Annotated in this window: 17 protein-coding genes and 1 tRNA gene; 13 read left to right on the top strand and 5 right to left on the bottom strand. The window is 64.9% G+C overall.

Annotated elements, in window-relative coordinates; genetic code table 11:
- Window positions 1-7: 7 nt before the first annotated feature.
- Window positions 8-997 carry a tripartite tricarboxylate transporter substrate binding protein gene (locus tag ACZ5MJ_RS03275; RefSeq protein WP_464222381.1) on the bottom strand — a complete coding sequence of 330 codons (990 nt, stop codon included), beginning with the start codon at window positions 995-997 and terminating at the stop codon, window positions 8-10.
- A gap of 90 nt (window positions 998-1,087) precedes the next feature.
- Here ACZ5MJ_RS03275 and ACZ5MJ_RS03270 point away from each other — a divergent pair, with 90 nt between their 5' ends.
- Both ACZ5MJ_RS03270 and ACZ5MJ_RS03265 read left to right on the top strand, forming a co-directional pair.
- On the top strand, window positions 1,088-2,086 hold the full coding sequence (locus ACZ5MJ_RS03270; protein ID WP_464222379.1) for a LysR family transcriptional regulator: 999 nt from the start codon (window positions 1,088-1,090) through the stop codon (window positions 2,084-2,086).
- Between the two features lie 99 nt (window positions 2,087-2,185).
- Window positions 2,186-3,592 carry a PhoPQ-activated protein PqaA family protein gene (locus ACZ5MJ_RS03265; protein ID WP_464222377.1) on the top strand — a complete coding sequence of 469 codons (1,407 nt, stop codon included), beginning with the start codon at window positions 2,186-2,188 and terminating at the stop codon, window positions 3,590-3,592.
- A gap of 37 nt (window positions 3,593-3,629) precedes the next feature.
- Here ACZ5MJ_RS03265 and ACZ5MJ_RS03260 read toward each other — a convergent pair whose 3' ends face one another.
- Window positions 3,630-3,935, bottom strand: a complete 306-nt coding sequence (locus ACZ5MJ_RS03260; protein ID WP_464222375.1) for a hypothetical protein — start codon at window positions 3,933-3,935, stop codon at window positions 3,630-3,632.
- Between the two features lie 206 nt (window positions 3,936-4,141).
- Here ACZ5MJ_RS03260 and ACZ5MJ_RS03255 point away from each other — a divergent pair, with 206 nt between their 5' ends.
- From ACZ5MJ_RS03255 to trmB, 5 genes are all read left to right on the top strand, one after another.
- On the top strand, window positions 4,142-5,002 hold the full coding sequence (locus tag ACZ5MJ_RS03255; RefSeq protein WP_464222373.1) for a transglutaminase-like domain-containing protein: 861 nt from the start codon (window positions 4,142-4,144) through the stop codon (window positions 5,000-5,002).
- A gap of 98 nt (window positions 5,003-5,100) precedes the next feature.
- Window positions 5,101-5,175, top strand: a tRNA-Gly gene (locus ACZ5MJ_RS03250).
- Window positions 5,176-5,392: 217 nt separating this feature from the next.
- The gene (locus ACZ5MJ_RS03245; RefSeq protein ID WP_464222371.1) at window positions 5,393-6,376 is read left to right on the top strand and encodes a glycosyltransferase family 8 protein; all 984 of its coding nucleotides are present in this window, start codon (window positions 5,393-5,395) and stop codon (window positions 6,374-6,376) included.
- Window positions 6,377-6,511: 135 nt separating this feature from the next.
- Window positions 6,512-7,783: an O-antigen ligase family protein gene (locus ACZ5MJ_RS03240; protein ID WP_464222370.1), complete on the top strand. Its 1,272-nt coding sequence runs from the start codon at window positions 6,512-6,514 to the stop codon at window positions 7,781-7,783.
- A 182-nt stretch (window positions 7,784-7,965) separates the two neighbouring features.
- Complete coding sequence (trmB, locus tag ACZ5MJ_RS03235) at window positions 7,966-8,757, top strand: tRNA (guanosine(46)-N7)-methyltransferase TrmB (RefSeq protein ID WP_464222367.1); 792 nt, start codon at window positions 7,966-7,968, stop codon at window positions 8,755-8,757.
- A gap of 69 nt (window positions 8,758-8,826) precedes the next feature.
- On the opposite strand, the gene ACZ5MJ_RS03230 is transcribed toward trmB, so the two are convergent.
- Genes ACZ5MJ_RS03230 through ACZ5MJ_RS03220 form a run of 3 tightly spaced genes read right to left on the bottom strand, consistent with a single transcriptional unit; the run spans window position 8,827 to window position 10,650 of the window.
- On the bottom strand, window positions 8,827-9,708 hold the full coding sequence (locus tag ACZ5MJ_RS03230) for an undecaprenyl-diphosphate phosphatase (protein ID WP_464222365.1): 882 nt from the start codon (window positions 9,706-9,708) through the stop codon (window positions 8,827-8,829).
- Window positions 9,709-9,740: 32 nt separating this feature from the next.
- Window positions 9,741-10,301 (bottom strand): DUF1439 domain-containing protein, encoded by a 561-nt coding sequence (locus tag ACZ5MJ_RS03225; protein WP_464222363.1) that lies wholly within the window; start codon window positions 10,299-10,301, stop codon window positions 9,741-9,743.
- Between the two features lie 43 nt (window positions 10,302-10,344).
- Window positions 10,345-10,650 carry a YkgJ family cysteine cluster protein gene (locus ACZ5MJ_RS03220; RefSeq protein WP_464222361.1) on the bottom strand — a complete coding sequence of 102 codons (306 nt, stop codon included), beginning with the start codon at window positions 10,648-10,650 and terminating at the stop codon, window positions 10,345-10,347.
- A gap of 272 nt (window positions 10,651-10,922) precedes the next feature.
- Here ACZ5MJ_RS03220 and ACZ5MJ_RS03215 point away from each other — a divergent pair, with 272 nt between their 5' ends.
- From ACZ5MJ_RS03215 to ACZ5MJ_RS03190, 6 genes are all read left to right on the top strand, one after another.
- Window positions 10,923-11,738 (top strand): TetR/AcrR family transcriptional regulator, encoded by an 816-nt coding sequence (locus tag ACZ5MJ_RS03215; RefSeq protein WP_464222359.1) that lies wholly within the window; start codon window positions 10,923-10,925, stop codon window positions 11,736-11,738.
- Window positions 11,739-11,740: 2 nt separating this feature from the next.
- A complete protein-coding gene (locus ACZ5MJ_RS03210; protein ID WP_464222358.1) occupies window positions 11,741-12,850 on the top strand; it encodes an efflux RND transporter periplasmic adaptor subunit in 1,110 nt (369 codons plus the stop codon).
- 10 nt (window positions 12,851-12,860) lie between these two features.
- Entirely contained in the window at window positions 12,861-16,091 is a 3,231-nt protein-coding gene (locus ACZ5MJ_RS03205; protein ID WP_464222356.1) for an efflux RND transporter permease subunit, read from the top strand.
- Between the two features lie 113 nt (window positions 16,092-16,204).
- Window positions 16,205-16,858 carry a protein-L-isoaspartate O-methyltransferase family protein gene (locus ACZ5MJ_RS03200; RefSeq protein WP_464222354.1) on the top strand — a complete coding sequence of 218 codons (654 nt, stop codon included), beginning with the start codon at window positions 16,205-16,207 and terminating at the stop codon, window positions 16,856-16,858.
- Window positions 16,859-16,871: 13 nt separating this feature from the next.
- The gene (locus tag ACZ5MJ_RS03195; protein WP_464222353.1) at window positions 16,872-17,195 is read left to right on the top strand and encodes a rhodanese-like domain-containing protein; all 324 of its coding nucleotides are present in this window, start codon (window positions 16,872-16,874) and stop codon (window positions 17,193-17,195) included.
- 75 nt (window positions 17,196-17,270) lie between these two features.
- Entirely contained in the window at window positions 17,271-18,773 is a 1,503-nt protein-coding gene (locus ACZ5MJ_RS03190) for a TolC family outer membrane protein (RefSeq protein ID WP_464222351.1), read from the top strand.
- The last annotated feature ends 25 nt before the right edge of the window (window positions 18,774-18,798 follow it).

Here is an 18,798-nt window from a genome sequence, read left to right as displayed (position 1 = left end):
GGATGGCTTATTCGATGGTGATGCGGTTCTTGTCGATGACCTGGCGGATACGGGTGGTCTCATCGGCCACCAGCCGCGAGAAGGCTTCGGGCGTGGGCGTCGGCGCAATCACGGCACCCATTTCGGCATAGAGCCGGCGCAGGCCGGGCTCGCCCAGTGCCTGCATCACTGCCGCATGCAGGCGCGCCACGATCGGCGCGGGCAACCGCGGCGGCGCCCAGATGCCACTCCAGGCATCGAGATCGAGATCCTTGCGGCCCAGCGCCTCATTCAGCGTGGGCACCTGCGGCAGCACCGCGGCGCGGCTGGCCGAGGTCACCGCCAGGGCCCGCACCTTGCCGCCGGATATCTGCGGAATCGCCGTTGCCGCCACCGGAAAGCCAAACTGCGTGTCGCCCTTGACCAGCGACGGCACGATCTCGACCGAGCCCTTGTACGGCACGTGCACCACGTCGATGCCCATGGCCGATGCAAACGCCGCACCCGACACATGCGCCGCCGAACCAATTCCGCCGGAGGCATAGTTCAGCGTGCCCGGCGCGCGCCACGCCGCCGCGATCAGGTCGGCCACGGTCCGATAGGGCGAGCCGGCGCTGACCACCAGCACCGCCGGGCTGACGCCAACGCGGATGATGTGGGTGAACGCCATCGGATCGAACTTCGCGCCGGGCTGCAGCAGCTTCTGCGTGACATGGGTCGAAGCCCCCAACATCAGCGTGTAGCCATCCGCAGGCTGTTGCGCGACGAACTCGGCGGCCAGGATGCCCCCGGCGCCGACCTTGTTCTCGACCACCACCGGCTGGCCTAGCTCGTGCGCCAGCACCTCGGCCAGCTTGCGGGTCTGGATATCCGGCCCGCCGCCGGCGGCGTAAGGCACCACCAACCGGACCAGCCGGTTGGGATAGGGACTGGCCGCCCTGGCCCTGCCCAGCGCGGCAGCGGCCGGCAGCGCCAGCAGGGACTTCAGCAGCAGGCGGCGCCCGACATTGGCATGCATCGCATGTCTCCTCCATGGTTTGCCCCGATTGTCCGGCGCCTGGCCATTCGAAACAATTATCCAGTCTTGATGAAGCCATCACGTTTTGTTATGAGTCCTCCCTCCCCCACGCGCGCGAGCGGTGCCACACCCTCGCCCAACCGGATCGATCGGCTGCGCATCCGCCACCTGCGCCTGCTCGACCTGGTGGCGCGCAGCGGCTCGCTGACCGCGGCCGGCGAGGCACTGCACATCAGCCAGCCCGCCGTGACCAAGATGCTGCAGGAACTGGAGCAAGCCTTCGGCTGCAAGCTGATCGAGCGCACTACGCGCGGCGGCCGGCTGAGCCCCGCCGGCGAGCGCGCGCTGGAACGGCTGCGCGTGGTGCTGGGCGCGATCGACGCTGCCGGCGAAGCGCTGCAGGCGCGCCCCGAGGTGCCGCTGGTCCGCCTCGGCATGCTGCCGCTGGTGGGCGTGGACGTGCTGCCGCAAGCAGTCGCATGGCTGCGCACCAAGGGCGCGCTGCCGCGCCTGGCCGTGCGCGAACATACCGTCGGCGGGCTCACCGCGATGCTGTGCGAAGGCGAGCTCGACTGCATCGTGGGCCGGCTGCAAAAAGACGACACCGACCAGCTCAAGGCCAGGGTCCAGATCACGCCCTTGCGCAACGAATACCTGGCCGTGGTCTGCGCCCCCGGCCACCCGCTGGCAGGGCGAAGCAAAGTCGCGCTGGCGGACCTGCACGAAGGTGCCTGGATCCTGCCGCCACGCGGCACCCACACGCGCGACGTGTTCGAGCAGCCCTTTCTCGACAGCGGCCAGCTGCCGCCGGTGCCGCATATCGAATCGGCCTCGTTCCACAGCAACCTGGCCATGACCGCCGCCGGCGGCTTCCTGACGGTGGCGCCAGCCACGGCACTGGCCCACTACCAGGCCATGTCGATGGTGCGGGAAGTGCGGTTGCGCACCCCGTTTGCCTCCGGGCAACTAGTGTTCATTACCCCGGCGGAGATCGAGGCGCCACCAGCCGTGATCCGGGTGCGCGAAGCCCTGGAAGCGGTGACAAGGCAGGACGCAGGCGTACCGCCGGCGCGGGCACAGCTCCGCTGACGGGCCATATCGATTCGTGATGGCGCCATGCAATCTGGCGAATTGCCGGTGATGGCCCCGCTCAAGACAATGCCCTTCCCACTACAGGAAGGAGACATCGTGAAAACACGGATCATGGGCATCGCGCGGCAAGCGGCCCGGCTGCTGGCGTTATTGTTGACGTCACTACTGCTGCCCGGCATCGCCACCGCGCAAGCGCAGCCGGTCGGTCCGGCGGCGTTCTTCGACATGCAGACCGTACGTGACGAAAGCACGCTGGCCCCGGCGGTTGCCCGCGATGCCGTGGTGCCCAGCCGCGCGCGCCCCGGCAAGCGCGTGCGTGTGATCGAACTGCGCTTCACCAGCCAGGACTGGAAAGGCCTGCCCTGGACACACCCGGCGCGCATCTACGTGCCCGACGGCTACCAGGGCGGCGGCAACGCCGGCATCATCGGCACCGAACGGCAGTTCTTCGACGAACCCGCCTGGCCGCGCCACACCATCCCCGGCACGGGCCTCAACACCGAAGCCGAATACGCCGAAGGGACGGCCATCGACCTCGGCATGCCCGTCATGCTGTTCGCCAACCCGGCTGAAGACTACTGGGGCATGAACGAATCCGACCTGACCGGCTATGCGCTAAAGAAGGTGATGGAGACCGGCGACCTGACCTGGAACGGCTATTACCCGATCGCGATGGCCTACCTGCGCGCGATCACCCTGATGCACAGCCTGCCCGGCGTGCGCACCGAGCGGGCGGTGCTGATGGGCTGCTCCAAGCGCGGCTTCGCCGTCAGCATCGCCACCGGCGTCGACCCCGACCGCGTCGCGGGGGTGATGGCCACCTGCTACTACGGCGGCAACAGCCTGTACTTTATCGCCCGCAAGTACGCGGAGTTCGGCCCCGGCGTCGGCGGCCCGGCGCAGCAGCGCAGCGGCCCCGGCTTCCAGCCCGCCGATGCCGTGCTGCGCACCATCAACAACCCCACCGGCTTGCGCATACTGACGCACTTCGACCCGTATATGTGGCGCAAGCAGATTCGCTCCAGCTTCCTGGTCGCGCTCGGCACCAATGACGAGTTCTTCGCGCTCGGCACGCCCAACAGCATGCTGACCGAGATGTCCGGCGACAAGGCCTTCCTGGCGGTGGACAACCTGCCCCACTCCTGGGTCTCGGCCAAGCACCTCGCCGCCTGGCGCATGTGGCTGGCGCATACGTTCCTGGGGCGGAAGCTGCCCGCGATCGAGGCCAGCGGCACGGCGCAGGGCCAGCAGTTCGCGGTGCGGGCCAGGATCAGGGCCGACGAGGAGCCGGTCGGCGTGCGGCTCTTCTACGCTTACAACCCGGTGAGCGCCGACTGGCGCAAGGCCAGGTGGGAGTCGGTTCCGATGCACCGCGATGGCGCGATGTACGGCGCCGGCCTCCCGCTGCGGGACGGGTATCGGCTGGCGTACTACGTGGAAGTGGCGGATGACGGAACAGGCGGGACAGGGTACGTCAGTTCGCTGGTGAACTTCGCAAACTAGAGCGGCGCAACTCGACGCAAACGCCGGCCCTTCGCCCTTAGTACGGGTCGGCTGCCGCACTCCGCCGGGCCGCGTCCTGCTGCGCATCGAAGGTAGCAATATCGTCGCGGGCCTTGGCCAGGCCGTAGTCCAGCGCGGCCTCGACCGTGGGGAACAGCGTCGTGCCCACGTTCAGCTCATATGAGCACACGGTCGGGAAATTCGGACGGACCGGCGCGCCGTCGGTCCTGGCGATGGTGTATCGCACGGCGTAGCCCACTGCACCTGAGGAATCGCCAGGGCCAGGCTTTTGCTCGGCGTCGATCGATACCCGATATTGTCCGATAACGGCTTCCTTGTGCATGGCTTCCCCTGTCCGCGGCAACAGCGCCCGCGCGGCGGCCGCGCAGGGCCGCCGCCTGCCAAGTATAGGTCTGGGGCCCCATCTCCCCTGCCGATGCCCTGTGGTGCGCGGCGCTGCGCGCACTACACTGGCAATGTCAGCCCATCATCTCCAAGCCCTGGGGAACCGGTCGCTCTTCCCCGGCCGTCGCCGTCACTTACCGCTCGATGAACCGACTCAGGTACGCAGTCAGCCTGTCCTACGAGGTCCTGGACCCCATGGCGGACTTCCTGCTCAATATCGAAGCCGCCTGCACGGCCCGGCAGACAGTCGTCTCGGAGCGGCTCACGCTGCCGGCCTGCCTCGAAGCCGACCGCTACACGGATCCGGTGCTGGCCAACCGGCTGCTCCGGCTGCGCGCCCCCCAGGGCCGCCTGTCCATCCGCTATGACGCGGTAGTCGACATCGATCACCACCTGGAGGACGGCGACAAGCTCCTGGAAATACCCGTCGCCGAACTGCCCTTCGACGTCCTGCCCTACCTGGCGCCAAGCCGGTACTGCGAATCCGACCGCCTGATGGAATTTGCCAGCCGCGAGTTCGGCGGCATGCTGCGCGGCTATGCGCGCGTGTATGCCATCCGCGAGTGGGTGCGCAATCACGTGCGCTTCCTGTCGCGCTCCACCAACGAGCGCACCTCCGCCGCCGACACCATCGTGGAGCGAACCGGCGTCTGCCGGGACTTCGCCCACCTGATGATCGCCCTGTGCCGCGCACTCAGCATTCCGGCACGCATGTCCAGCAGCCTCGACTACGGCGCGGACATCCGCACGGGGGCGCCAGACTTCCACGCGGTGGTGGAGATCTACCTGTCGCACCGGTGGTACCTGCTCGATCCTTCGGGGATCTCGATCCCCACCGGTCTGCTTCGCATCGGCACCGGCCGGGATGCCGGGGACATACCATTTGCGGCCATCTTCGGCCAGGTAAGCTCGGAGCGGCCCGTGGTGGAAATCGAGCCGCTGACTGATGCGGCAGCTGGCATCGGGATGCCGGTGTTTACGCCGAAGGCGATTTCGACGTGGTAGCGGCGAGTGGCTTTAGTGCTGGTGCAGGCACTTGCCTCGCGCGCGCGGAAGCTGGCCGCTTGCGTCCGAACCGCAAATCCGCATAGAATCACAGGTTCGCGGGCGTCGTATAATGGCTATTACCTTAGCTTCCCAAGCTAAAGACGTGGGTTCGATTCCCATCGCCCGCTCCACCGCATGTTGATTGCGGCCTGATTCGCTAGGAATTGGGCACCACTAGGGCAGTGACACGCAGGACACCACGAAAACGTGGACCATATGGCCGCCAGACTAAGGAATCACCGCCTCCGCTCCGGCCGTTTCTGCCTTGCCCCCAAAACTGACACCTCTCCGCTGGCGTGAGACTGCTGGAACTGCCAACGCTGCCGGTTGACTATCTGAGGTTGCCAAGTGCCGCCGAACACACCGAAAGACTCCCTCCCCCTCAGTAATCAAAACCCCGTTCATGTCGCCTTTGGCGTTGACGCTGGTTATTATCGCGGCATGGGCGTCACCATCACATCCATCGTGGAAAATAATCCCGGGATGTGCTTTGTCTTTCATGTTTTCGCGTTCACGATTACCCCCGATATCAGGCAAAAGCTGCAGCAACTGCAGGAGCGGCACAACATTACCGTTCAACTGCATTTACTCGATACCGATGTGCTGCAGGAGTTCAAGCAGTTTCCCTGTTTTGGCCATCATTCACTCGGCACCTTTATTCGGCTGCTAATCCCGGATAATCTAAATGGCATCACCGACAAGGTCTTGTACCTGGATGCTGACCTGCTTTGCTTCGGCAACCTCTCCGAACTGCTCGCGATTGATATTTCGGATCACATAGCCGCGGCCGTCGCCGATGAAAAAGACACTACGGCTCGAACTCAGATCCCGGCGCTAGGTCTAAAGCACGGACACTATTTTAACGCTGGCGTGATGTATATAAATGTTCAGAACTGGATTGCCGCAGGCACACAAAAGTCAGCGCTGAAGAGTCTTACGACACAAAATCTGCGTTTTGCCGACCAGGATGCGCTCAATATCGCGCTCGATGGGCACGTGGAGTATATCAATGAAAAATGGAACTATCGTTATCATCTCGTCGATTATCTCAGCAAAGGCGAAACCAAGCTGAATGTACCTCAGGCATTTGTTCTGATGCACTTCACCGGGCCGGTCAAACCATGGCACACCTGGTGCCTGCATGACATAAAGCAATTGTTTACGGACATCCAGTCTCGGTCGCCATGGGCAGAGATTCCGCTTGACGGGCCGAAAACCACAAGAGAGTTGAAATTATTCTCAAAATTTCTCATCCTCCAGAACCGCATCCTGGAGGGAGTTTACTGGCATTGCCGGTACTTGGAATCGAGGCTGAGACAGAGCCTCCGATAAGCTTGACTGTAGGGCTTAACAAAGCAGTTGATGCGTCACGACTGATCCCCGCAGCCCAAAACGGGGGTCGACAGGACTTTGACCTCAAGTGCTTTTCATGTTTTAGCTTTGATTTCAGGAAGAATAGGATAAATCTTGCGCTATTTTCAATGGCTTATCGCAACAGCACTGGCCTCTTTTTATGTTCTGGCGCTGTTTACTGATCGAGCGGCAGGTGTTATTTATGGCATCATAATCGCTTTTGGTCTTGCCGCATTAATATTCCAGTGGAAATCCAACAGCGTATTGCTGGACGGGCTCATGCGCCGATATTGGCCGTTGGCTTTGGCCATGGTCGCGCCAATGCTCGCCGTCATCGCCAATGAACTTTCCAGGGGCCAGTTCTCCGGTAGAAATATCGATGGCCCATCGCGGCTTGCGCTGTTTGCTCTGGCATTCTGGGCGATTTCGTTGGTACCCCTCACGCATCTGCGAAAGCTGCAATGGGCATTCATCGCAGGGACTTTCCTCGCCGCCATCAAGATCTACCGACTTACGAATGGCGGCGAGAACAGATATCTGACTGACTTCATCCCCATCACAATTTTCATTGAAATGGGGCTGTTGCTCGGGGTTTTCGCCCTGTTCACAATTTCCTGGAATTCGCAGCGAGAGAAATTATTGATCCTGCTGAAGCTGCTAGCGGCAGTTGCCATCTTGTATGGAAGCTACCTTTCGCAATCGCGGGGCGCCTGGATTACGATCCCCATCTTTTTCGGGATCGCCTTGGTGGCGAACAAGAACATGCGAGTCGGACGAAAGCTGGCTCTGCTGTCAGTCGCTACGCTTGTACTTCTCGTAGGCGTCGGTCATGCCAAACTAGTAAAGGAACGCATACATCAGGCCCAAACAGATTTCCAGCAATTTGTCGATCGGACGAATGTCGACACCTCGCTCGGCATACGCTTTCAGATATGGCAAGGCTCTATAGTGATTTTCAAAGAGCATCCGGTTTTTGGCGTAGGGGTCGACGGATATGGAGATGCCCTCAAGGATCTTGCAGAGCGCAAGATCATCTCTCCAAGCACATCCACTTATGCGCATTCGCACAATGAATTCCTGTTCAATGCCGCAAAGCTGGGCTTGTTCGGGCTCGCGGCACTGCTGGCGTTATATCTGGTGCCAGCCCATTATTTTGTTCGCGACCTCAGGCACCCTGATAGGGAAGTTCGGAGCGTAGCTTGTATGGGCCTTTCGCTAGTCACTGGCATATTTATCCTCGGCTTAACGGACGTGGTCTTTCTCTGGTGGGAGGCTTTCCCGTTCTATGCAATTAGCATTGCCACCTTCATCGTCTACATGGACAAACGCAAGGGCGCGGCGAGTTCATCCGGGCAAGGCAGTGGTACCCTGTCGCCAGTGAGGTAGAATCACGTCCAACGTTAGCGAAGCGCTCCATCCGAACCCGAGTGAGCGCTTCGGCTCCGAATCACAACATCGCGCGCTGTGATGTGGATCTGTTAAATTCCCATCGCCCGCTCCACTTCCAGTCGAGACAAGCCGCCTTTGCCACCGTAACGGTGATTTGCCCGGCGGCTTTTTTTGTTGCCATGCTTCCCCAAGACCCCAGCACCGAACCGACGCCGGCCGACGACGCCGCGCCGGTAGACAGCGCCGCCGCACCAGCGTCCGCTCCCTCCCCTGCCGATCCCGAAGGCGTTGCGCATCCGCGCCGGATCCGTTCGTTCGTGCGCCGCGCGGGACGGACTTCGACCGGGCAGCAGCGCGCCATCGACGAAGTCGGGCCGCGCATGATGGTGCCGTACGCGCCGCAGCCGCTGGACTGGGAAGCGACGTTTGGCCGCCAGGCGCCGTCGATCCTGGAGATCGGCTTTGGCATGGGCGAGACCACCGCGCATATCGCCGGCCTGCGCCCGCAGGACAACTTCCTGGGCTGCGAAGTGCATGAGCCCGGCGTGGGCGCGCTGCTCAAGCTGATCGACGAGCGCGGCCTGGCCAATGTGCGGATCCTCCAGCACGATGCGGTGGAAGTGATCGCCCATATGCTGACCGATGACTGCCTGGACGGCGTGCATATCTACTTTCCCGACCCCTGGCACAAGAAGCGCCACAACAAACGCCGGCTGGTGCAGCCGCCACTGGTGAAGGTGCTGGCCTCGCGCCTGAAGCCGGGCGGCTATATCCACTGCGCGACCGACTGGGAAGAGTACGCGCACCAGATGGTGGAAGTGCTGTCGGGGGAGCCGCTGCTGGAGAACACGTCGACCGCCCCGGGCGGCTTTTCCGAGCGGCCGGATTACCGGCCCGTGACCAAGTTCGAGCGGCGCGGCGTGCGGCTCGGGCACGGCGTGTGGGACGTGGTGTTCCGCAAGCGCGCCTGAGCGCTGGCGGCGGACAAACAAAAAAGCGTGGCAGGTGCCACGCTTTTTTGTTGCCTTGGGCAAACTCGATCAGGCGTGCCAGGACACCAGGCCGGAGTACGCGGTCACCAGCACCACGATGCCGAAGGCGATGCGGTACCAGGCAAACGGCTTGAAGTCATGCGTGGCAATGAAACGCAGCAGCCAGCGCACGCACAGGAAGGCGGACAGGAAGGCAAAGACAAAGCCCACCGCGAAGATGCCGAGATCATCGGCGCTCAGCAGCGCGCGCGCCTTGTACAGTTCATAGACGGTCGCGCCAAAGATCACCGGGATCGCCAGGAAGAACGAAAACTCAGTGGCCACCTGCCGCGACAACCCGAACAGCATGCCGCCGATGATGGTGGCGCCGGAGCGCGAGGTGCCCGGCACCAGCGCGAAGCACTGCGCCAGGCCGACCTTGAGGGCGTCGTGCCAGTTCAGGTCGTCGACCGATTCAATGCGCGGCGCGCCGGCCTTGGCGGCCTCCAGCAGCGCATTGCCCCGCGGATGGGAGACCGTGCCGCGGCGCGCATCGCGCCATTCGGCCATCAGGATCACCACGCCGCCGACAATAAAGGCCATTGCCACAGTGATCGGGTTGAACAGGTGGGCCTTGATCCATTTGCCGAAGATCAGCGCCAGCACGACGGCCGGCACCGAGGCGACTATGACGTTGACTGCAAAGCGTTGCGCCAGCGCATCGGAGCCCAGGCCGCGCACCACCTTGCCGATGCGAGCGCGGAATTCCCAGCAGACCGCCAGGATCGCGCCGAACTGGATTACGATCTCGAAGATCTTGCCCTTCTCGTCGTTGAAGTCGAGCAGCTGGCCGGCCAGGATAAGGTGGCCGGTGCTGGAGATGGGGAGGAACTCGGTCAGTCCTTCGACGATGCCGAGTATCACGGCTTTCAGGGCAAGTGCGATTTCCATGCGGAAGGGAGATGCGTTGACGTAGGGCCGGTTCAGGGCCGATTGATCTTGACGTTGATGCCGTCAGACAAAACCGTGATTGTACCGGGCTCCACCTGCATGCCGGCAACCCGCAGCTGGTCTTCACGGAAGGTATAGAGCGGATAGCCCTGCAGCAACTGCTCGGCGAGGATGCCGCCGAGCGCGTTGAGCTGGCGCGAGAACTGCGCGGGCATGCCCTGCACATCGAAGCGCTGCACCTCAGGGTCCTGCAGCACCACCGAGCGCGAGGGCTCGTCATAGCGCAGGCCGCTGTCCAGCGCAAAGCGGCCGGTCAGGGCCCGGCTGAAGAACAGCTTGTTGTCGATGGTGGCATCGAACTGCACGTTGACGCGGTTGCGCGTCGGGTCCAGCGTCAGCCGCGGGTTGGCCAGCTGGATGTCGAACAGCTCCATATAGCGCTTGTTGAACGGGAACTTGCGCTCAAGCGCCGCCTGCAACTGGCTTTGCGAGAAGGTGTACTCGTTGCGCCAGGCGCCACAGGCGGCCAGGCCCACGGCCAGCGTGGCCGCGCCAGCCGCGGCAAGCCAGCGCCGTCGGGAAGTCCGGTTCATAGTGCCTCCGATTGCGGGATATATGGGTCGCCTGTCACAGGCGTCAGGCGCGCGGACCGGGCCGCTCGGGCGCGGCCTGCGGCGCGGTCAGGATTTCCAGCCGGGTCAGCCAGTGCAGCGCCGCTTCGCGCGAATCGCCGCACATGTCGGCCGACGGCTTCAGGCCGCCGCAGAACGCGGGACGGTCGGGCCTGCCGAACACCGCGCAGCGCATGTCCGGCAGCAGCTGCGCGCACGGCTCTCCCGCCGGCTTGCCGCCAGGCATGCCGGGCAGCGGCGAGGCGATCGACGGGGCGATGCAGCAGGCACCGCAGCCCGCGCGGCAGGAAAGGTCTGACCGGCAACTCATGGCAATGGTTCAGGATCGGCAGCCACCAGGGGCGGCCCACACAAAGGGGCCATTGTGCCCGAAGGGCCGGTGCCGTCCTGTAAGAAAAGGAAAGCGCCGTAAGCCGCGACCCGGGCACGACCGGATAAATGAGAGCAAAAAAGCACATGTCGCATGTTTAGCCTCATTGCGGCCTCGGTGTGTTCCCGAGGGTCGCCGGCCTGCGCTTGACCCCCTAATAGGCCTCATCTACATTACTGACCCACAAGTTATTAACTTCCAGGCCAGCCTCCGTGCCCCGCAGTACCCGCAAGACATCCGTGAAAACGCCCGCCGATTCGCACAAGGACGCCAACGCCCCGCGCTGGAGCCGGCGCAAGGCCGCCCGCCCGCAGGAGCTGGTGGCCGCCGCGCTCGACCTCTTCGTGGAGCGCGGCTACGCCGCCACGCGCCTGGAAGACGTGGCGGCTGCCGCCGGCGTGTCCAAGGGCACGGTCTATCTGTACTTCGCCAACAAGGAAGAGCTGTTCAAGTCGGTAGTGCGCGAGAACCTGGTGCCGGCAGTGGCGCGCGGCTCCAACCTCGTTGACGCCTACACCGGCAGCACGCCCGAGCTGCTGCGCGAACTGCTGCGCGGCTGGTGGGGCCTGATCGGCGCCACGCCGGTGGCGGGGCTGACCAAGCTGATCATGGCGGAGTCGGCCAATTTCCCGGACATCGCCCGCTTTTATAACGAGGAAGTGATAGTCCCGGGCGATGAGTTGTTCGCCAAGGTGCTGGCCCGCGGCGTGGCCCGTGGTGAATTCCGCGCGATGCCAGCCAATCCGACCACCACGCTGATCTGTGCGCCGCTTCTGTTCCTGATGCTGTGGCAGCGCGCATTGCGTGCCACCGCCGAGAAGGACATCGACCCCGAGGCGTTCCTGGACGGTCTACTGGACACGCTGCTGTTCGGGCTCACCACTGGCGACGCGCGCAATCGCCCGCTGCCGCCGCAGACCGGCCCTTATATCTGGGAGCGCATCCGCGACGACATGCTGGCGCAACGCGCCGCCGCCATGGACGCCGATACCGAGCCCGATTCCCCTGCGCCGCGACCCGGCACCTGAACATGAAGCGAAAGACCCTGCTCATCACCGCCGCCTGCATCGCCATCGCGCTGACCGCCACGGCCGCCGTGCGCAAGGCCGGCAGCGCGCGCCAGTCACAGGCGCCGGCCCAGGCGGCCAACGTGATGGAATTCCTGCAAACCGACCTGCTCAGCGTGGCGCGCCAGGACCTGCAGGTCTCGCTGCCGCTGTCGGGCGGACTGCGTGCGCTGAACCAGGCCTCGGTCAAGGCCAAGGTCTCGGGCGAGGTCAAGGAAGTGCTGGTGCGCGAAGGCGAGCCGGTGCGCGCCGGGCAGGTGATCGTGCGTATCGACCCGACCGAGTACGAGGCCAAGGTGGCGCAGGCGCGCGGGCAGATGCTGGCCACGCGCGGGCAGTTCGAGAACTCGCGCCAGACCTGGGAGCGCAACCGCGAGCTGGTCGGCAAGGGCTTTATCTCCAAGACCGCGTTCGACAAGTACCAGGCCGACCTGGATGTTGCCCGCGCCAACCTCGACGCCGCCCAGGGCGGGCTGGCGGTGGCGCAGAAGGCGCTGGCCGACACCGTGGTCAAGGCGCCGCTCGATGGCATGGTGGCCGCGCGCGCGGTGCAGCCGGGCGAGAAAGTCTCGCCGGATACGCGCCTGGTCGACGTGGTCGACCTGCGCGTGCTTGAGCTGGAAGCGCCGATCCCGATGGCGGACGTGGCGCGCGCCGCGGTGGGCCAGCCGGTGGCGCTGGACGTCGAAGGCGCCGGCCGCTTTACCGGCAAGCTGGTGCGCATCAACCCGGCCGTCAGCCAGGGCACGCGCAGCATCATGGTCTATATCCGCGTCGAGAATGCCGACCAGAAGCTGCGCGCTGGCATGTTCGCGCGCGGCGCGCTGGTGCTGGGCGAGCGCGCCGGCGTGGTGGCGGTGCCGTCCTCGGCGGTGCGCACGGAGGGCGAGCGCGCCTTCGTTTATGCCATCGACAAGGACACACTGACTGAACGCCCGGTGCAGCTCGGCATCCGCGACGAAGCCAGCGGTATGGTGGAAATCATCTCCGGGCTGGACGCCGGCACCGAGATCGTCCGCAACAACCTTGGCACGCTGCGCAGCGGCAGCCAGGTCAAGCGCGTCAAGGCGTAAAGGACCCGCCATGTGGTTCACCCGCCTGTCGATCCGCAACCCGGTGCTGGCCACCATGATGATGATGGCCTTCATCGTGGTGGGGCTGTTCTCTTACCAGCGGCTGCCGGTCGACCAGTTCCCCGACATCACCTTCCCGGTGGTGGTGGTTCAGACCGAGTATCCGGGCGCCGCGCCGGAGTCGGTGGAGTCCGACGTCACGCGCAAGGTCGAGGAGATCGTCAACACCATCTCCGGCATCGACGAGATCTTCTCGCACTCCTACCAGGGCACTTCGGTCGTCGTCATCAAGTTCGACCTGAGCGTCGATGTCGGCCAGGCCGCGCAGGACGTGCGCGACAAGATCGCGCTGATCCGCCCGCAGTTCCGCGACGAGGTGAAGGAACCGCGCGTGCTGCGCTATGACCCCTCCGACGCGCCGATCTTCTATCTGTCAGTCTCCAACGCGCCCGGCGCCAACCGCAGCCAGCGCGAGCTGACCACCATCGCCGACCAGATCGTGCGCAAGCGGCTGGAGACGGTGCGCGGCGTAGGCGCCATCAATATCGTCGGCGGCACCAAGCGCGAGGTCGAGATCCGCATCCGCCCCGCGCAACTGGAAGCGCTGGGTATCGGCGTGGACCAGGTGATGAATGCCATCCGCAACGAGAACCAGGAACTGCCCGCGGGCGAGCTGCGTTCCTCGGCAACGGAAACGGTGGTGCAGATCAAGGGCCGCGTGCCGACGCCTGACGCATTCCGCCAGATCATCGTGGCACGCCGGGCCGGCCAGCCGGTCACACTGGGCGAGATCGCCGACGTGCGCGATGGCCAGGAAGAACAGGAAAGCCTGGCGCTGCTGGACGGCAAGCGCGCCCTGTTCCTGTCGGTGGTGAAGGCGCAGGGCCAGAACACCGTTGATACCGTCGACGGCCTGGTGCGCATGGCCGAGGAAACGCGCAAGCTGGTGCCGGCCGGGGTGCAGCTGAACGTGGTCAACGACACCGCGCGCGGCATCCGCAGCAGCGTCAAGGAAGTGCGATCGACGCTGCTCGAAGGCGCCTTCCTGACGGTGGCGATCGTGTTCCTGTTCCTGGGCTCCTGGCGCAGCACCGTGATCACCGGGCTGACGCTGCCGATCGCGTTGATCGGCACCTTCGGCGTGATGTATATGTGCGGCTTCACGCTCAACGTGATCACGCTGATGGCGCTGTCGCTGTGCGTGGGCCTGCTGATCGACGATGCCATCGTGGTGCGCGAGAACATCGTGCGCCACAACCTGATGGGCAAGGACCACCACACCGCGGCGCTGGACGGCACCAACGAGATCGGGCTGGCGGTGCTGGCCACCACCTTCTCGATCGTGGCCGTATTTCTGCCGGTGGGCTTCATGGGCGGCATCATTGGGCGCTTCTTCCACCAGTTCGGCATCACCGTGGTGGCGGCGGTGCTGATCTCGATGTTCGTCTCGTTCACGCTGGACCCGATGCTGTCGTCGGTCTGGCATGACCCGGACCTGCACGGCACCGGCAACAAGAAAAGCTGGTACGGGCGCACCGTGGGGCGGCTGCTGGACTGGTTCTCGGCAAAAATGGACAAGCTTGGCAACGGCTATGCCAGCATGCTGGGCTGGGCGCTGAGGCACCGGCTGGCCACCGCCATCATCGCCGCGGTGACGTTCTTCGGCAGCTTTGCGCTGGTGCCGCTGATCGGCACGGAGTTCGTGCCCAATGCCGACCTGGGCGAGACCCAGGTGGGCTTCACCACGCCGGTCGGCACCTCCATCGACGTCACCGAAGCCAAGGTGCGGCAGGTGGAAGCCGCGCTGAAATCTTTCCCGGAAGTGGCCTACACCTACGCCACCATCAACTCGGGCAATGCCTCGGGCCGCAACAATGCGCTGGTGTCGGTACGCCTCACCGAGCGGCGCTCGCGCCAGTTGTCTACCGCGCAGCTCAACCCGCTGATCCGCCAGCGCCTGGCGGGCATCGCCGGCATCACGCTGACGATGGTGGGCATGCCTGACGGTGCCGGCGGCCAGAAGGCGATCCAGGTATCGATCCAGGGCGACGACCTGGACGAACTGCGGCGCCTGTCCAGGGAAGCCAGCGCACGCATGACGGCGATCCGTGGCCTGACCGACCTGGATTCGAGCATGAAGGACGACCGCCCCACCATCGAGGTGCGCATCCGGCGCGAACTGGCCTCGGACCTGGGCGTGGGCGTCGCGCAGATCGGCAATGCCCTGCGCCCGCTGCTGGCCGGCGACGCCATCAGCTCATGGCGCGCCCCAGACGACCAGAGCTACGACGTGCGCGTGCGCCTGCCCAAGGACGCGCGTACCGGCATGGCCGACCTGAGCGCGCTGATGATCGCCAGCAGCCAGACCAATGCCGACGGCTCGCCGAAGATGGTGCCGCTGCGCCAGATCGCCGAGCTGGTACCCACCACGGGCGCCAACCAGATCAGCCGGCGCGACCTGAACCGGGAGGTCGAGCTGACCGCCAACGTGGCCGGGCGCTCGGCGGGCGAAGTGGCGCGCGACGTCAAGGCCGCGCTGGACGGCGTGAACTGGCCTGCCGGCTACAAGTACCGCTTCGGCGGCTCGACCAAGTCGATGAACGAATCCTTCGGCTATGCGGTGTCGGCACTGGCGCTGGCGGTGATCTTCATCTACATGATCCTGGCCTCGCAGTTCGCCAGCTTCTTTCAGCCGGTCGCGATCATGACCTCATTGCCGCTGACGCTGATTGGCGTGTTTGCGGCGCTGCTGCTGTTCCGCTCGACGCTGAACATGTTCTCGATCATCGGTTTCATCATGCTGATGGGGCTGGTGACCAAGAACGCCATCCTGCTGGTGGACTTTGCCAACCAGGCCCGGCACGGGCATGTGGACGGCGCCGACGGCAAGGCTCCACTGTCCCGGGAAGCGGCACTGATCGAAGCCGCGCGCGTGCGGCTGCGCCCGATCCTGATGACCACGCTGGCGATGATCTTCGGCATGGTGCCGCTGGCCTTCAGCCTGGGCGAAGGCGCCGAGCAGCGCGCGCCGATGGGCCAGACCGTGATCGGCGGGATCATTACCTCGTCGATCCTGACGCTGGTGGTGGTGCCGGTGATCTATACGTATCTTGACGATTTCGGGGCCTGGCTGCGCCGGCTGTGGCAAGGCAAGGCTGCCAGCGAGCAAGCTGCGCCCGGCCAGCACGCGGCGCCCGCATCCCCGGAAGGGCCGGCCCCGGCAAAGGCCAGCGCGGAATGAGCCTGGCGGCGTCCACAAGGTTAAAATAGCAGGTTTGATAAGACTGTCCGGCCGTGTCACCGCGCGGCCGGCGCACAGACCGACAGCGGTTGGCATTGGTAAGGAATGGCAAGATGGATCTCGAAAAAGCCCGATTTAACATGATCGAACAGCAAATCCGCCCGTGGGACGTGCTGGACCAGGAAATCCTGGACCTGCTGGCGGTGGTCAAGCGGGAGCAGTTTGTCCCGCCCGCGTACGCCTCGCTGGCGTTCGTCGACATGGAGATTCCGCTGCCCGCCGGGCAGAACATGCTGGCGCCGCGCGTGGAAGCCCGCATCCTGCAGGACCTGGCCGTGCGCAAGCATGAGAACGTGCTGGAAATCGGCGCCGGCTCCGGCTACATGGCCGCCCTGCTGGCCCACCGCACCCGCCACGTGCTGAGCGTGGACATCGTGCCCGAGCTGGTCGAGCTGGCCCGCACCAACCTGGCCAACGCCGGCGTCACCAACGTCGACGTGGCCGAGGGCAATGCCGCAGACGGCTGGAGCGCCGCCGCGCCCTACGATGTGATCTGCATCTCGGGCTCGCTGCCGGCGATTCCGCAATCGATCCTGGCGCAGGTCAAGGTGGGTGGCCGCATCGCCGCCTTCATCGGCGAGCTGCCGGTGATGGAGGCGCGCCTGGTCACGCGCGTGTCCGAGACCGAATACCAGGTCGTCAACCTGTTCGAAACCGCGGTTAAGCCCTTGCAGGGCGCTGCGCGGCCGTCGCAATTCCAGTTCTGAGGACGAAGTCACCATGCAGGTCATCCAAGCGACCGAACTGGCCCAGTGGCTGGCCGACGCCAGCCGCGCCAAGCCGGTTCTGCTCGACGTACGTGAAGGCTGGGAGGTGCAGACCTGCGCCATGCCCGGCATCACCCACATCCCGATGCGCGACATCCCCGCGCGCGCGGCCGAACTGGACGAAGACGCCGACATCGTCTGCATCTGCCATCACGGCGCACGCAGCATGCAGGTGGCGGCCTACCTGGAGCGCCAGGGTTACGCCAGGGTCTACAACCTGACCGGCGGCGTGCACGCCTGGGCCAGCGACGTCGACCCGGCCATGCCGAAGTACTGACGCAGCAATCCAGCTCAGTAACACCAAGAAGAAACGACTGTAGGCCGCGCCCCGCGCCGGCAACCTGGAGCTTTCATGACGTTTGCGCCCACCGCCCTGCCCGGAGTGATCCGGACGCGCCTGGCGATCGCGGTTTCCCTGCTTGCCCCGCTGTTGGCTGTGATGCCCGCGGCACCGGCAAGCGCGGCCGACCTGCTGCAGGTCTACCGCGATGCGCAAGCCAATGACGCGCAGTTTGCCAGCGCGCGCGCGCAGCTGCTGGCCACGCGCGAGAAGCTGCCCCAGGGCCGCGCCGGGCTGCTGCCGCAGATCACCGGCTCGGTCGGTGCAACGCGCACAAACGTCGACCAGAGCGCGCCGATCGTCGCCAACCGGTTCTTCAACAACAACAACTGGGCGCTGCAACTGACCCAGCCACTGTTCCGCTGGGATCGCTGGGAAACCTACAAGCAGGGCGAACTGGCCGCGCTGGCCGGCGAAGTCTCGTTCCGCCAGGCCGAGCTCGACCTGATCACGCGTTCATCGCAAGCCTACTTCGACGTCCTCACCGCGCAGGACAACCTGTACCTCGCCGGCGCGCAGAAGAAGGCCATCGCCGAACAACTGGCGCAGGCCAAGCGCAATTTCGAGGTGGGAACGGCAACCATCACCGATACCAACGACGCGCAGGCACGCTACGACCTGGCGACCTCAACTGAGATCGCCGCACAGAGCGCGCTGGAAGTCGCGCGCGCGAACCTGCAGCAGATCACCGGCAAGCCTGTCGACGAACTGCTTGGCCTGCGGCCCGAGGCTGCCATTCCCGGCCCGCAGCCCGCGGACGTGAATTCGTGGGCGGCACAGGCAGAGGCCACCAATCCACAAGTCGGCCTGGCCGGCTACAACCTGGAAACGGCCCAGCGCGAAGCCAACAAGGCCAAGTCTGGCCACTTGCCTTCGGTAGACCTGGTGGCTTCGTACGGCTTCACCAATTCAACCGGGACGGCCACCCAGCAGGTCAACATCGCCAGCCGCAACAACAACGCCCAGATCGGCGTGCAACTGACGCTGCCGATCTATTCCGGCGGCCAGATCCAGTCGCGCGTACGCGAGACGCTTGCGTTAGCCGACAAGGCCGCCAGCGACCTCGAATTTGCGCGCCGCACTGCCGCGCAGAGTGCGCGCCAGAGCTACTCGGGCGTTTCCAACGGGATCGCACAGGTGAAAGCACTCGAGGCAGCGGAGCATTCAGCCCAGAGCGCGGTCGAGTCGAACCAGCTTGGCTACGAGGTGGGCGTGCGCATCAATATCGATGTGCTGAACGCCGAAGCCCAGCTCTTCCAGACTCGCGCCAACCTGGCCAAGGCGCGCTACGACACCATCATGAACGGGCTGCGGCTGAAGGCCTCAACCGGCGGCCTGCAGGAAGACGACGTGGTGCAGATCAACACCCTGCTGACCTCGTCGCCGGGCGCACTGTACAAGCTGCCCGCGCCCGCCCAGGCCGGCGCCAAAACGCCCGCAGCAATCCCGCGTGCCGCGGTCGATCGCCGCGGCACGCGGCGCGAAGCCACTCCCGCCGCCACACCGCGCACCTGATCCGCCAGAGAACGCCGCAAAGCAA

The sequence above is a fragment of the Cupriavidus sp. LA-1 genome, from assembly GCF_055385985.1.
Note: the sequence above shows the minus strand (reverse complement) of the source record. Positions and strands in the feature narration are given on the sequence as shown.